11 protein-coding genes are annotated in these 14,995 nt (G+C 54.5%); 3 read left to right on the forward strand and 8 right to left on the reverse strand.

Going from position 1 to position 14,995, the window contains the following annotated elements:
* Nucleotides 1-3: 3 nt before the first annotated feature.
* The 8 genes from MFFC18_RS02660 to MFFC18_RS02695 all read right to left on the reverse strand — a co-directional run bounded on the left by MFFC18_RS02660 (nt 4) and on the right by MFFC18_RS02695 (nt 12,244).
* Nucleotides 4-1,647 carry a hypothetical protein gene (locus MFFC18_RS02660; protein ID WP_075084692.1) on the reverse strand — a complete coding sequence of 548 codons (1,644 nt, stop codon included), beginning with the start codon at nt 1,645-1,647 and terminating at the stop codon, nt 4-6.
* Complete coding sequence (locus tag MFFC18_RS02665) at nt 1,644-2,471, reverse strand: ABC transporter ATP-binding protein (RefSeq protein WP_084417142.1); 828 nt, start codon at nt 2,469-2,471, stop codon at nt 1,644-1,646. The genes MFFC18_RS02660 and MFFC18_RS02665 overlap by 4 nt, the downstream gene beginning before the upstream one ends.
* A 67-nt stretch (nt 2,472-2,538) precedes the next feature.
* Entirely contained in the window at nt 2,539-3,246 is a 708-nt protein-coding gene (locus tag MFFC18_RS02670; protein ID WP_075084691.1) for a hypothetical protein, read from the reverse strand.
* A gap of 89 nt (nt 3,247-3,335) precedes the next feature.
* A complete protein-coding gene (locus MFFC18_RS02675) occupies nt 3,336-4,448 on the reverse strand; it encodes an RtcB family protein (RefSeq protein ID WP_075084690.1) in 1,113 nt (370 codons plus the stop codon).
* Nucleotides 4,441-4,872 (reverse strand): hypothetical protein, encoded by a 432-nt coding sequence (locus tag MFFC18_RS02680; protein WP_075084689.1) that lies wholly within the window; start codon nt 4,870-4,872, stop codon nt 4,441-4,443. The genes MFFC18_RS02675 and MFFC18_RS02680 overlap by 8 nt, the downstream gene beginning before the upstream one ends.
* A gap of 392 nt (nt 4,873-5,264) precedes the next feature.
* On the reverse strand, nt 5,265-8,495 hold the full coding sequence (locus MFFC18_RS02685) for a pre-peptidase C-terminal domain-containing protein (protein ID WP_075084688.1): 3,231 nt from the start codon (nt 8,493-8,495) through the stop codon (nt 5,265-5,267).
* Between the two features lie 301 nt (nt 8,496-8,796).
* A complete protein-coding gene (locus tag MFFC18_RS02690) occupies nt 8,797-11,610 on the reverse strand; it encodes a serine/threonine-protein kinase (RefSeq protein WP_075084687.1) in 2,814 nt (937 codons plus the stop codon).
* Nucleotides 11,594-12,244: an RNA polymerase sigma factor gene (locus MFFC18_RS02695; protein WP_075084686.1), complete on the reverse strand. Its 651-nt coding sequence runs from the start codon at nt 12,242-12,244 to the stop codon at nt 11,594-11,596. The genes MFFC18_RS02690 and MFFC18_RS02695 overlap by 17 nt, the downstream gene beginning before the upstream one ends.
* A gap of 456 nt (nt 12,245-12,700) precedes the next feature.
* On the opposite strand from MFFC18_RS02695, the gene MFFC18_RS02700 reads away from it, so the two are divergent.
* The 3 genes from MFFC18_RS02700 to hslV all read left to right on the forward strand — a co-directional run bounded on the left by MFFC18_RS02700 (nt 12,701) and on the right by hslV (nt 14,992).
* Nucleotides 12,701-13,009: a carbon storage regulator gene (locus tag MFFC18_RS02700; RefSeq protein ID WP_084417166.1), complete on the forward strand. Its 309-nt coding sequence runs from the start codon at nt 12,701-12,703 to the stop codon at nt 13,007-13,009.
* A 93-nt stretch (nt 13,010-13,102) separates the two neighbouring features.
* The gene (locus MFFC18_RS02705) at nt 13,103-14,341 is read left to right on the forward strand and encodes a tetratricopeptide repeat protein (RefSeq protein ID WP_075084684.1); all 1,239 of its coding nucleotides are present in this window, start codon (nt 13,103-13,105) and stop codon (nt 14,339-14,341) included.
* 114 nt (nt 14,342-14,455) lie between these two features.
* Nucleotides 14,456-14,992: an ATP-dependent protease subunit HslV gene (gene hslV / locus MFFC18_RS02710; RefSeq protein ID WP_075084683.1), complete on the forward strand. Its 537-nt coding sequence runs from the start codon at nt 14,456-14,458 to the stop codon at nt 14,990-14,992.
* Nucleotides 14,993-14,995: the final 3 nt, after the last annotated feature.

Below are 14,995 nucleotides of genomic sequence, written 5' to 3' on the forward strand. Positions count from 1 at the left end.
AAGTTACTCCGGAATGTTTGCCACTGTGGGCAGGATTTCTGATTCCTTACGCCATAGCCATTTTCCGAACTCAATAAGGCTCTTGTGATACAGCAACCATGACACTGCCAGCGACAGCAGAGCCAACGCCACGTAGAGCAGGCTCATGGGAAAACCGGAGATCGTTTCGGCCAGCTGGGCGATCGAAAGCGCCATCCAGGTTGGCGTCATCGCCAGAAACGGACCTGCCAGAATTCCAACGTACAACGCCACTACCGGGATGACTCGCGCGTTGACGGGCTGCATCGAACCTCGCTTCAGTCCAACGGCGAAGAAAATCGAAATCGCGTTGCCGACAATGCACAGCAACAAATAACTGGCCGGCAAACTGATCAGGCTGCCGAGAAACCAGAACGTGCCGACCGGTATAAAACACTGCAAAACGACCATGGTAATCCAGCCCAACAAAACGGTCGGAATGCCGATCGCAATATTCTTGCCCAGCAAAATGTCTTTGCGTTCAACTGGCGATAAAATGAAAGAACGAAACCCGTCGCGATCGTAGCTGAACGAGCTAAACAGAAAGGCTGGAAAGCCCAGCAAGGCAACCGCGATCAATCCGGGTTGGAGGAAACTCGCGATCCAGTCCGGGATCACATACCCCTCCCAGCCCATCAGATATGGCGAACCGAAAACCGCCAGTACGACTACGGGCACGACAGCGGCAAATACTTCAGGGGCCCGTCGTAGATTTTGCATCGTGCCCATTGCGATCACCGAAACCGGATCGGAGACGTAGGGCAGCGACGTAAACATCTTGCTGTCGAGCCAGTTGCGATTCGACACCGAGGCTTGTTTTCGTGCCGAACCGGATTCTTCGCCGGTAAACTTTCGCAGGCTTGAGCGGTAGGCAAAGAACAGGCTCGCGCAGCCGATCGCGGACATCGCCAGCGTGCCTAGCAAGCCGGAAAACCAGTTGCCGGATTCGGCATTCACGATTCCGGAAGGTACCCAACCCAGAGGAACGCTTTTCAGCGTGCCGAGAAAAGATCTTGATTCGGTAAGCTGGACTCCGCCGATGAAAATTCCGATACACGCCAGCGGCAGCACGGCCATCAAAATTCCGCTCGTCCGTTTGTTCTCCATCTTTTCGGCCAGCCAGCTTCTCAGCTGATACGTGATCGCCGTCACCATAAACAGAAACGCCAACGTTAGCGGAATCGCGATCGCCGACGTCCAGCCACGTGCGATTGGCATTGCGATTGCCAGCCCAAGCATGACCGGCGCTATCGCCAACAAAGTGAAATTTGCAAACGTGCTGAGGTAGTTCAGCAAAAACGCTCCCTGGAACGTCATCGGCAGATGCAACAGTTTGTCGATCGAGATCACGTCGTTTTGCTGAAGCCGGTTCAGTACATAAAAGCACCACATCACCAGGAATCCCAGCACGATCGCGTTCCAGATCACCAGAATGCTGCTCACCTCCCGACCGCTCATCCAGGACGCGCCGATTCCGATCGCGCTGACGAACGAAGTCACCGCAAACAGCAAGATTCCAACCGAGGCGATAGAATACAGAATGGAGTTTACGCGACCGCCTTTGCGGATCTGATTCAGCGACAGTTGGAATCGAAGCCGCATCAGTGCGAGGAACTGACTCAAATTCATTCGCTCGTTTCCCCGGCAACCGTCGACTCAGAAACTTCAGAGGAAAACGCACTCGCTTTGTTGCCTCCATCGAGCCAACCAAGATTCGGTGTCTCATCTTCGGTCGTGCCGACGAGTTCGATGAAGCGATTCTCCAGAGAAGTCTTTGCCCTCAATTCCTCCAGCGAACATTGCTCCACCAGTTGTCCGTTGGCGATGATCCCAACGTGAGTGCAGATGCGTTCGACAATTTCCATCACGTGCGTCGTCACAAAAACCGTCGAACCGTTGGCAACGTAGTCCATCAACAGATCGCGGATCGATCTCGCAGTCACCACGTCGACTCCTTCAAACGGTTCGTCCAGGAACAAGAGCGACGGATTCGGCAGCAGTGCCGCGGCAAGAGCCAGCTTCTTTTTCATGCCGTGTGAATACTCGACGGTCAGCTTCTTCTCCACGCCTTCAAGTTTCAGCAGTGTCAGTAGTTCTTCTCCGCGACTGACGATCGTGGCTTTGTCCAGCGAGTGCATCCGGCCGACAAACGCCAGGTATTCTCTTGCCGTGAGATTGTCAAAGAGAGCCAGATCTTCCGGCACGACGCCGATCCGTTTCTTGATCTCAATGCCTTGAGCCGCGTCCCACGGGTCGCCGCCGAGCAGTTCGACCGCACCGGAAGTTGGCTTGAGGATGCCGGTCAGCATTTTGATCGTCGTCGATTTTCCGGCTCCGTTGGGCCCTAAAAAACCGTACAGGCTCCCGGGTTCGACGTAAAGGTTCACGTTGTTGACGGCCTGAAAATCGTTGTAGTATTTCGTCAGTTCGCGAGTTTGTATGGCAGGAGTCATGCAGAGGGTACCCGGAATGCGGCGTATTTGTTTCGCCGATTGTTTTATCTTGCATCGTCGCGTGTGGCTATCGCGGGCCTTTGAGTTTTCGGTAGCCGCGGATGAAGCACAGCATCGCTGCTTGTAGAAAGAACCACCCGGCCGTCGCCACGGCGAAACGGAGCCCTCCAACCGCGTTACTGATTGCGAACGCGACTGCGATCCAGGCGGTCGCGATCATCATGCTCAGGATGGAAAGCTGAAACCTGGGCCGCTCCGTCGTGACCAGATAATCTCCATTGGCAAACTTGCCAGAAGTGCGAGCGGCTCCGAAAGCTCCGAGCGACATCGCGAGAACCGGCCCGAGGATGCCGATCGCAATCAACTGTTCAACGTCGACTCCGAGATCCAATGAGAACAAAACCCACACGGTCGGGATGTAGCCCGCGAGACTTCCAGCAGAGACGGCGGCAGATTTTGCATCCAGCGGATAGCCCAGCGACCAATTCATGACGATGATCAACGCAATGGAAAACATGCCTGTGAAAGCGCTTATGATCACGCCGAAGGCTGCTCCAACGATTGAAACCATCCCCATCAACATCAAAGCTTCCGACGGGGCTGGAGAGAACGATCCGAAAAACAGCACTGAGAAAACGGTGGCGACAACGCAAAGGCAAAACGGATAGAAGCTTCCTGCTGCGATGATGCCAAACAGCCCTCCTGCAACATAGCTGGCCTGTTCTTCATTCTGGATGTAGACCGGAGTGGCCAATGGTTTGGAGGAATCTTTCACAGTTGCGAACCGCGTAGAAGACGAGCAATGCACATCAATTCTACGCAGGGTGGTTCGGAACTGTTTCGGGAAATCGCACGCGTCGCCAGTTATCGGCCCTTAAAGTTCAAAACGGGCCTTCGTTTTTCGACGATTCGAACAAGGTCCCTCTGAGACTTCATGACTTCGCGGATATTCTTGTATGCCGACGGCGCCTCATCAATCAGCCTGGCCGAATTGCGTTTGTCGAACCAGACGCCGTTCATCTCGCGGCGAAACGTCTTGCTGGGAATTCGTTTCGCGGCCTCCTTTCGGCTCATCGATCGCCCTGCCCCGTGAGAGCAGGAATTCAGGGCGTCCTCGTTTTCGCGACCGGCGACGGCATAGGTTGTCGTGCCCATCGAGCCCGGAATGATGCTCTGTTGATCTGTTAGCAAACGTTGGGCTCCTTTTCGGTGAACCCAAAACTGTCGTTCGCCAAACGATTCTCTTTGGACGTGGTTGTGATCCAAATGAATCATCGTGTTGCGATGCACGTCGAAGTCCAATTTCGAAAGCACGTCCCGTTCGATGGCATCAAGCATCGCCAGTCGATTCGCGGCGGCGTATTGCCGAGCCCATTGAAGGTCATTCAAAAGATGTTCTCCGGCGATGGAATCAGCGTCAAGAAATTTAAGTCCTGAAGCGGAATCCGTTTCGGCATCTCGAAGATGGAAAGCCGATATGGCTTGACCGATCGCCCGAGAACCACTGTGAATCAGCAACCATAGCTGCTCCTCCTGGTCACGCTGCAGTTCGACAAAATGATTGCCCCTTCCCAACGTTCCCAATTGCCAGCGACCTTCTCGAGAGAAAACCTTCTGTAGCGGCGCCGCAGAAAGTTCAATGTCGAATTCCGGGGTGACTGCCACTGAGCGTTTGCAGTTGGGTACGGCGCGATAGAGTCCAGCGAGCAACCTGGCGGCGATGGTTTCGTCGATGTGTTGCTCGCGCAAACGGACCGTCAGATATCCGCAGCCAATGTCTCTGCCGATGCACTGTGGGTAGATCAATCGCTCGGACGCGACGACCACTCCGTTGCAAACATCGCCCGCAAGATGAACATCCGGCATTACGGCGATGCGGGCAACGCCTTCTGCTTTCGCCAGCCGCTGAAGCCGTTGTTCAATCGCGGCGTCCAGTTTGTGAGGCCCCCATTTTCTGATCGAAGCTTGACTACTCATTGCCTGGTCCTCCCGAGTTTGCCTGAGAAACAGAGAACGTCAGGTTAGGCACACGTTTGCGATGAATCGCTCGTGAAATTTCGAACTGCAGCCGTGCAGTTTGGTTCCGGATCGCGATGAGTGCGGTGTCTGGATCGAAATCTGTGAGGTCGCATTCGACGTGGATCAGCAGGCAGGAGCTGTCCGGCGCTGGCACGACCCCGACCAGAAACATTGACTGCACGATTGAGTCGTCGCAGTCGTTGAGGCACAGGTTGAGCGTGCGTGCGACTTGTTGGCAAAGCTGTTTGGTCTTTCGGTTTTCCTTTCGGTTGCGTTTGGATTTGAAGTACGTTCGTGGATCGATTCCATCGTCTTCGTTAATTTCTCCGCACAGTTCCAACATGGATGCGCGCAGTTTCTCCGTCTTAATTTTTCGTTTCATCGTATACCTGAAAAAAAGAGTCGCTGGTTTGGCAGCGAGAGTGCGATTGGAAAGAAGGGCGGCGCGAACCGCGGCACTCAGTGAACAGGCGCAGGAGATGGGTCGCTCGCGAAATGGAGCTTCGGCGAACGGCTACAAGTCGCGAACTGCGTCAAAGAGCACGGCAGGTTCGCGGGTTGCAATTTTTGGCTGGTATTTCACGGGACTGTCCTCAAAGATGAAATATGGGGCACGGTCTCCACTGTGGATTTGTCCACAAATCGGAGCCACTGAACCGCGTAGGACCAGACCCGTTCGCTGAGCAAAGGTTCGCGCGCAAGAGCATATGGACAGAATTAATAAGCGAACGGAACTTGGCCACTGGCTGGATGCCAATGCCGCACGCGGTCAAACTACGCCGGCTGAACCAGACTGCCGTAATCGTCTTGTGCCGCAAGGACTTCAAACCGTCGACGCGTCGAATCGGCTTGTTCAAAAACAGACGCCAGGCTGATGCGGTCAACAAATCCGCCAGGGTTGAGCAATGTCAGTGCTTCGACTCGCTTTTCCGGATCGTTCATGTCCGTGATGCGAATTCCGTCGCCGTTGACATTGAAACGACCATCAAGTTCAAGGCGAATCAACAGGTCATTGCCCAATCGCGCGAACGTCATGTCTTCCTGGATCGAATCGTAGTCGTACATCCCCTCGATGCGAATCACATCCAGCCCGCCCGACGGCAAACTTCCGCCATCGGCGGTCGGAGTCGCCTCCCGAATCACGTCCTGATGACTCGCGGGTCGGAAAATGTAGTAGTCATCGCCACGTCCCCCTTCCAACCTGTCGTTGCCCGGTCCGCCGCGGAGAACATCGTTGCCACCATAGCCTGCAAGTCGATTGTTTTCCTCGTTCCCGACAATTCCATCGTCGCCGAAACCACCCAGGCCATCCAGCAGAATTGCATCGGGTCCGTTTTCAACGACGCGATAAACATTTCCTTGCACCGAACTTGCAGAGCCTTGCCGTAGATCAATTTCCACCGGATCCACAGAACCGGTTGCGGAAATGTTGTAGCGTTTTGAACTGCTGTAATGAGTTGCAAGCAGAGCCTGGGCCAATGGTTCGTCTCCGTTGAGCCGAACGGTGTAGATCGAACCTGAGTTCGTTTGAGAAGTGTTCGTCACCGCGCCCTGAAAGATCGTCGCTCTATCGGCCGCAAGCGGCGTCGTCGGATAAACGTCTTCGAATCCCGGTTCCACCATTGTGCCCATCACCGAAGTCAGTCGGTCGACCGAATCAGAGACCTGCATGCCGATTCCTGTGCCGACGGCCTGAAGAAGTTGATACATGCTTTGGGCCGAACCATCAAACAGGTCGGAAGTCGAATTAATGATCACATCGTGCCCGCGTCCTTCTCCCGGAGCGTAAGCAATCAAGGGTTGGTCCGGGCCAAGGTCAGCTTTGAAGACGTGCATGGCAATCGCCGAACCGCCTCGGCTCACGTTGATTCTGGACATGTCATTCCAGCGAAAAACAGCCCTGCTGAAACTCGTCCGTTCTTCTTGTGTCAGTTCTTCAAAGCTTTCAAACTGGGGGTCGTCGGCGTATTCAGCCGGAAGCGTGTCAGCGAACTGATACTGAAGGTAGGTGCTGTATGGATCGGCCGCCAGCTCTTCCGATATGATCTCTGGAATCACTTCAACGTCGGCAACCCGGATGTGCCCCCAGTCCTGCTTGACCCCGGTTCCGTAGATTCCTCGAAGGTAAAGGTCGCCCGGCGTTTCAGACGATTCTGCGACAGAAATTTCAGCCCATTGATCGGGCGTGACTTGAGTCAAAGTGTTTGGCTCAATCGTCAGATCACCAGCTTGCAGCCGAACTTCCGAGTAAACTTCCAGCGGCAGCCCTCGGAATCGGTAGGCCACGTTGCTGGTGTTGAACCACTGGGAAATCTCCGACATGGTCAGTGTCTTGTAGGCCGCATTTTGGCGGATCGAAAAGGAATATCCGCGCGGCTTTGGCACATCGGAGGTAGGGTCGCGAGCGACGAAATAGTGATCGCCCGTCTCCGTCGCGTAAAAGTAGGACTTCTCGCCGTTGCTCACCAGGTCATTGAAGTCAACCTCCGCCCCGCCGGGCCGACGCATCGTATACTTCGCGTTGAAATAGTTGCTGTCAACTTCATACCACGAATCGGCACGCAAGTGGATTCGATGAAAGTCAGCGTCGCCATCGAAGTCGATTGCGTTGCGAACATGGCCTCTGCCGGCGATGAACTGAACATTCCAACCCGTTGATGTATTTCCTCCTGCCCGGTCTTGCAGAGACTGTGTTAACTGCCAGGCACCGATGTTGTCGTCCTCACTGTTAACCAGAACGTAGGCCGCGTCGCTGGCATTACCGAAGGCTCGCAAGTTGACTGTCGTTCCTGCCGGATAGGTTTGCAGCAGGTTGCCGTTGGTGTCGTAAGTCGATAGCTGAGCATCGTCGAGCGGGCGATTGCCATACGATTCCAGATTGAGCTGATAGAACGCGTAGGGCTGAAGGTCAATTCGGAAGATGTCGAAGTCATCGGCGTCTTCGATCGCTCCGACCAGTGATCCGACGCCGAACGAATTTGCCGCACCAAAAGTTGTCGCAGGATAGTCGTCCCGATAGATCGGTGCGGCCTGCCAGTCACCGTATCCTTCGACCGACACGAAAACATCCCCGGCGGAATCGGCCTGGAATCTGTACGCGTCGTCGTCGATCAGGTTCCCGTCCAGGTCGTAAATCTGAATGCGTCGAATCTTGTCCGTTTTGTCGAATGTATACGTGAACCCGCGATCCATGTGGAAGCGGAACCAATCCTCATCGCCTTCCCAGTCATTTCGCCCGAAAGCGACCTGGCGAAGATGCATTCTGGCTGTCGTTGCCGTCGAGCTAATATAGTCGTCGAGATTGGGAATCCCCAGCAAGTACGTTCCTTGCGTTCCCTTACCCGATGCGCTCAGATAATAAGTCCCCGTGTCCGTCGGTGTGAAAGAGATGCGGGCATTGCTGCCTTCGCCCGAGTTGTCGTCTTCTGCAAGTAACTCGATCGAGTTGTAAAGTTTCAAATGCGGATCGACCAGCGTGGAACCCTGCGCTCCGTTGCTGGCGTAACCGAGTAAGTCGATCTGGTACGTCGTGCCGGCGCGCAAGCGAACGCGAAACATGTCCGCATCACTATCGGTCGTGATGCTGCCGGCGTGTCGCTGCCCGAAGTTCGGCTGGAAGTCACGCGATGTCTGTCGCGTATCACCGGTGATGTCGGCGACCAGAACCTGGCTGCGATAGTAGCCCGTGTTCCTTGCCGTGATGCCAAGGAAACGTTGCCCGCTGTTTTGGACGTGAGTGTAATCGTGTTGCGTGCGAAATTGCTGATACGTTTCACTCAACGCATTTTCATTCGCGTCGAAAATTCCTACGCGAACATAGCCATAAATCGGTTCGAGGTCTCCCGGGGGAAGGAAGACGGTGATTCGGTAGTCCATGAACTTCTGAAATCCCGACACCAGAAACCAGTCCGAGTCGTCGCGAAAATCACTGCTAACGAGCAAAGGATTCCCCGAAACCTGATAGCGTCCCGTGGTTGTTATGTCGCCGGCGAAGTCATCATTCATTTTGCTGTCTCGTCTCAACTCGGTAGGTGGAAGTGGTCCGTTTCGGGACCAGAACTATCCTATTTAAACCTTGTCGGCGAAGTCACTGCAGTTTTGGCTGATTTGTCGTGGGCGTCCGCGAAATTTGCCAGATTCTCCTTGAAATGAGCTCCGTTTGGACGAACAGCCAGGCCTGCTCACGCCAGCTTGCTTTGATTTCCGTCTTGGCTTGGCGTCGCAATTGGTCCGCTACAAATACAAGCAGAAAGCACGAAGCGCGAGTGGTTAAGACAGTCGGCGAGTCAGCGAATCTTCGCTGCACTTACTCGTCCGATCTCACCGCCGCCAGTTTTTGCTCCATCGCTTTCACGAACTGAGCATCGGATTCTTTCAGGTCGCCATCGAAAGGAGCGTCCAGCACAATCCGGATGTGTGAAAGCCCTTTTTCGAAACAGCTCGCCGCTGCTGCGCGGTCCTCGCGTTGCAAATGTCGCGCACCGACGGTGTCGTACACGTGCGCGATTCGGCGTCGCAAGCCGATCTCTTCAGAGTCCGTTTTCAGGCACAGTTCGAATGCTGTCAGAGCTTCGTCGAATCGATTCATCGCGTCTTCGTTTGGTGACTCGCTCCATTCAATATTGGCGATGACCAGCAAGGCTTCAGCAAGATCCGCACGAAACTGAACCACGCGAGGGTAGGCTCCAGCGAGATTTGCAAGCCGATCGATTGCTTCGAGGATCGTCGGCTTGGCCAATGTCGCGTTGGCAGTTCGCAACAGACCCAGCCCGATGAAAAAGTCGTTTACCGCAATACTGCGGTCGTACCAAAACGTCTCCTCGCCGCGGCGTTCGAGTTTCGCAACATACTCCTTGAGGACTTGAGCTCGTTCGATTCGATAGTCGACACTTTCCTGCCCCTGATGTCGTTTGGCAATGCTTGCCAGCATCCTTTGGTGCAACATCATCCACTTCGCCGACAGCTCCGGGTTATCCTGACGCAGACTTTTGACTCGCTGCAACAAGCCGAACAGTTTGGCGACCTGCGTAGATTTATGTTCCTGATCGCTGACCCCTTCGGCTGGAGTTTCGAGGAAAATCAAACGCCAGTCGGCATATAGTCTTTCAAATGCAATGTCCGAATCCGGTTCGGCATCCACGTCAGCGAACTCAATCGCTTTCCTGTAGGCTTCGGCGGCCTGCAAATTCGGAACATTTTTGGCTTTCCAAATCGCGGTGCCTTGCTTGTTGGCTTCGCGATTCGGCTGATACTCATTCAACCAGTCGCCATACTGGTTGTAGACCTTCGCCGCCAGCACGCGATCTTCCAGTTGGAATCCGTTTACCACCACCAATTGTTCGGCCGGATTGAGGCTGATTTGCAACAGATCGGCGACGCGACCATAGTTCGACAATTCCAAATTCACTTCCGTCGCGTCGGCAATGTCGCCGATCAGTTCCCGCATCAAGTCAGAGTCGTATTGTGTCTGACCGTCGATGATCGCCTGGTAGATTTCGCTAATCTGGGATACGGCTTTCTCGCGGTCCTGACCTGACAACGCGAGATAGGCTGACTTTCGAGTAAAGACCGTGGAAACCATCTTCTTCACGGACTGGATAAGCTGGTCGCGGCTCTGAGCCAGTTCGGCTGCGCTTTGCTCGGCAGCGATCGCGTTGGCTTTGGCTTCGATTGCATTTTGTTCTGATCGTTTCGCGTGAAAGTCGCTGCTCAGCCAGAGTGTCGTGCTGATGATGGATCCCGCCAGCAAGCTCAGAAACAAAAGCGAGACCGTGTTTGCCAACGCCCGATTTCGTTTTGCCCAACGGATCAGTTTGCCCGGTCCGGAAAGCGGCCGCGTCTGAATCGGCCGACCCTCCATCGCGGCCGCCAGATCTTCCGCCATTGATGCAGCGCTGGCGTATCTGCGCTGCGGTTCTTTTTCCAGGGCCTTGAGGCAGATCGTTTCCAGGTCGGCCGATACGTTTTCGTTCAGTTGCCGCGGCGGCAACGGCAGTTGCTCGGTCACCTGTTTCAAAATCGCTACCGATGATCCGCGAAACGGAGGTTGGCCAGTAAGCGTTTGGTACAGCGTCGCGCCGAGCGCGTACACATCCGACGTCGCGTCCAGATCCGCGTTGGGCACAGTTTGTTCGGGACTCATATAAGCCGGTGTTCCCGCGAGCTCCGCGGCCCGAGTCAACGTCACGGTGTCATCGTCCAGGAAACGAATCAACCCAAAGTCTCCCAGTTTCGCGGTGGAAGACGTCGCGTCCACGAAAATGTTTCCGGGTTTGATATCGCGGTGCAGCAAACTGGCGTCGTGAACCGCCTGCAGGCCGCGGCAAATTTGGATCAGCAGCCTGATGCCCTGTTTGATCGATTCTGAGTCCAGCGATCTGGTCCGTTTGGAAATCCATTGAGCCAGCGTTTCTCCCTCGACCAATTCCATCGCAATGTAGGGCTGACCGTTGTTGGCTTCGCCGCTGCTCAGGACCTGAACAACGTGCGGCGACTGCACCGAACTGGCGGCTTTGGCTTCACGTATAAAGCGATGGCGATTGCGAGCGTCGACGCGATTTTTGTCCAGCAGTTTGATCGCGACAGGCCGAGCCAACTCCGTTTCCCAGGCTTTGTAGACGTGAGCGAAACCTCCGCTACCGATATGTTTTTCCAGCAGAAAGCCATCGATTCGAATAGCATCAGTAGACAGCGTTTGTTGCTCGGCAACGTTGCCAGGTTCGCTATTGTGCGTCGACGCCGGGCTGGCCTCGACGGTCTTTTGTTCGACTGGATCGACTGCGACGGCAAGCATGTTCTTCAGCGATCCGTTTTGTCCATTTTCCGGACCGTTGGCATCGGCGTCCGGATTCGGAGCATCGGATTTTAGCCAACCAACATTTCGCGAAAGCCGTTCTCGCATCGAACGAAAATGTGGCTCGTTGGTAAACGTTTCGTTACTGCCAAGCACATCGTCCGGATTCGACGGAGGTTGCAGCGCTGCGTCATCGGTCAGGCTCAGCAACCTTTCATGGCACTCGCTGCAGGACTCGATGTGCGATTCGATTTCGGCAGACTGCTCAGACGGTAGCGCCCCGTTGAGCCACTGGATCAGGACTCTGATTTCAGGACAGTTTTCCATGGCCCATCCCCGCCTCATCGGCTAGTTGTTCGACTTCCAGGCGTAATCGTTTCAGCACACGACTTTTTGAGAGGTAAACGAATTCGAGCGGCCGATCGAGTTTTCGGGCCACCGTGATCGGTGACTCATTGCGTAACCAAACCATCGTGAAAGCTTCCCACGTGTTGACTTCGAACCGTGGCCTGATTCGATCAAGCGCAGTACGCAAGATGTGGGAGTGAAAATGTTCGTTCCATACACGATCGACTTTCACTGCGAACTCCTGGTCGCTGCCATTCAAAACGTTCGTATTCTTTCGCTCTGCCATTCGACAAATTTCGCGAAACACGATCCGATACAGCCAGTCGCGAAACCGGCCTCGTTGCGGATCGTATTCGAATTTTAAAATGCCCTTCGCGACACGTAACAGCACCTCCTGGACAACGTCGGCGGCGTCGGACGACTGAAGTCCACGCTTGCGGCAATAGTCATACAGCAGCGGGCTGTAAACATCACAAAAGGTCTCCCACGCGGTTGTGTCGTCGTGGTCTCGAATACGATCGAGAAGACTCGGGGTAGTCGTTTGACTGGTAGGTTTGTGTGGCGGCACGTAGAGAAACTTTGCTGATTCGCGCGTTACGACCAACCATCCCATCGATTCGTCGAAGTGCGTTCATTTTACCACAGCCCGTGTCGCGATTCGAGAAAACAGTCCGCTAAAAGTCGGCATTAATCCTCGACAGAAATGTCATTTTGTGTGACAGGAATTGGACTTCGAGAGGTATGCAGAGGTCGCACCGAATACCTCGCCGGCACAACTCGAAAGCCGAACTTGTTTTGCGATTGTTCCAGTCGCCGAACGCGTCAACCAGTGCAGGTGCTCGTCACAGCGATCGTAACCACCCTGAATAAGGGTGAAATGTTGCACGAAAAGCCCATCGGATACGTATAGATCCGCTAGCTAAAGTTTGTTTTTTGGCCAATTTCCGGTCATCTCAACGGTTTGATGAAAGTTGGACCAGATGTGTCACGTCGCATGCGAATAGTACTGATGAAGAGGTTGGACGCGAGTCGCAACCTGGCATCCCCCAGAATTATCAAGGAAGAAAACATGTTGGTACTCTCAAGAAAGAAAAACGAATCGATTGTTATTGGCGAAAACGTTCGAATCGAAATCCTCAAGGTCAGCGGCAACACAGTCCGGATCGGAATCCAAGCTCCTCGCGACGTCAAAGTCCTCCGCGGCGAGTTGGCTCCTTACGGCATCAGCGACGAAGGTTCTTCGTCTGATTCCATTGCTGACAAACGCGTGAACCTTTGCCGGGAAAGCGCGGACGACTACTCGTTCGAAGTAACGTTGCCACTGGAATCGGAAGAATCCGAAAGCCTACCCAACCCTTTCGTTGTTCAGACGATGTAAGTCTCCGGCTTGGGGATTTTACCGCTTCGCAAGCCTGGAACACGTCGTTACATTTTGGCAATCGTTTCCAATAGTCAACATTCGGCGTGTCGTTTGAGCACCTCCCACAGCAAAACTCAAATCCCGTTGAAGCTTCATGAAGTTTCCGTGCTCTACGGAAAGCATGTTGCGATCGACGGCAGGCTTGGCAGCATGAGCCGTCGCGATTTCGGTAGCCTCGTGGACTCCAAAGGAGGAACGCTGGTTGAGCTTTCGAGTTCCCAGTTGGACCTCATTGTTGACGGCGCGGAAACGGAGCCGAAGGGCAAGTTTCTTGCATCGGTCAACGTGGATCGAATTCCGGAAACGGAGCTTTGGGAGTCATTGGGCTTCATTGAATCCGAAGCAGAAATCGGCCGGCTCTATACTCCCGCAATGCTGGCTGAACTGCTGAACGTGCCGCTATCCACGGTTCGTCGTTGGCACCGCCGTGGTCTGATCAAGCCGCTGCGGCAAGTCAAAAAGTTGCCCTACTTTGATTTCGAGGAAGTCGCATCGGCGCGGCGAATCGCAAGGCTGATCGCGGCGGGAAACACTCCAGCGGATATTGAAGCCAAGCTTTCCCGAATTGCCAAAGCTGAAAACTTGAATCAGCGCTCACTTTCGCAGCTTTCGGTCATCGTCGAAGGCAAGGACGTTCTGCTGCGACAGGGCGACGGTTTGATTGAACCGGGAGGACAGCAGGTTTTGCCTTTCGATTCGTTTGGTGATTCAGAAGAACAGACTGCGTCGCTCATTCCAATCGAGTTGGGACATCGAGCCAGTTTCAGTTCGGAAAACGATGCTTTTGCATTCAAGCTGGGCGATGAAGAAGATCTCTCTGTGCTTGCTCCTGACGAGTTGATCGAACTGGCGATCGAGCTTGAGGATGAAGGGGAGCTCTTCGGTGCGATTGATTGTTATCGATCGATTTTGATGTCGACCGGGCCGTCTGCTGATATTTCGTTTCGCATTGCCGAGTTGCTGTATCAGGCCGGCGATCTGTCGGCGGCCCGCGAGCGATACTACGGTGCGGTTGAGCTTGAGCCGTCGTACGTTGAGGCACGAGCGAGCTTGGGTTGTGTGCTGATGGAGCTGGGTGAAACGGAAATGGCAATTTCCTGCTTCGAAGGAACGCTGGATCAGCATCCGGATTACCCCGACGTGCACTTTCATTTGGCAAAACTGCTGACCGAATCCGGTCGGGCCGACGAAGCCAAAAATCACTGGGAGGCGTTTCTGCAACTGGCTCCCAAAAGCCCTTGGGCCGAAGAAGCCCGTTCGCAGCTTGGCGAAGAGTCGTCGCGCGGGTAGGTTGTGCAGCTGCCAACCGTTCGTTCGACGCCACGCCGCAGGCGAGTGCGCCGCATTGCTGCCGCCACTATCGCCCACTGCGTGCTGTTAAGCATTCCTGAATTCCAGACCGTTATGAAAATTCACGCAACTACCATTCTCACCGTTGAAAAAGACGGCCAGGTCGCCATGGGCGGCGACGGACAGGTCACTCTCGGCAGCGCCGTGATGAAGTCGGACGCGATGAAAATCCGCAAATTGCTTGATGGCACAGTCCTCGTCGGATTCGCTGGTAGCAGCGCCGATGCGTTTGCCTTGATGGAGCGATTCGAATCGTTTCTAAAGGATTCACCGAAGAATATCACGCGTGCGGCTACGGAATTGGCGAAGCAATGGCGGATGGACAAGGCCCTGCGTCAACTGGAGGCGCTGCTGATCACCACGGATGGCAAAACGATCCTGCTGGTTAGCGGAACGGGCGACGTCATTTCACCCACCGACGGAATCGCCGGAATCGGATCCGGAGGAAACTTTGCAATCGCCGCAGCACGTGCACTCAAGCAGCACAGCGAACTGTCGGCGGAAGAGATCGTAAAAGAGAGTCTTACCATCGCTGGCGGCATCGATATCTATACCAACACGAACATCGTCGTCGAGAAAATCGACGACTGAATT

This window comes from Mariniblastus fucicola, from assembly GCF_008087665.1.
Classification (GTDB): domain Bacteria; phylum Planctomycetota; class Planctomycetia; order Pirellulales; family Pirellulaceae; genus Mariniblastus; species Mariniblastus fucicola.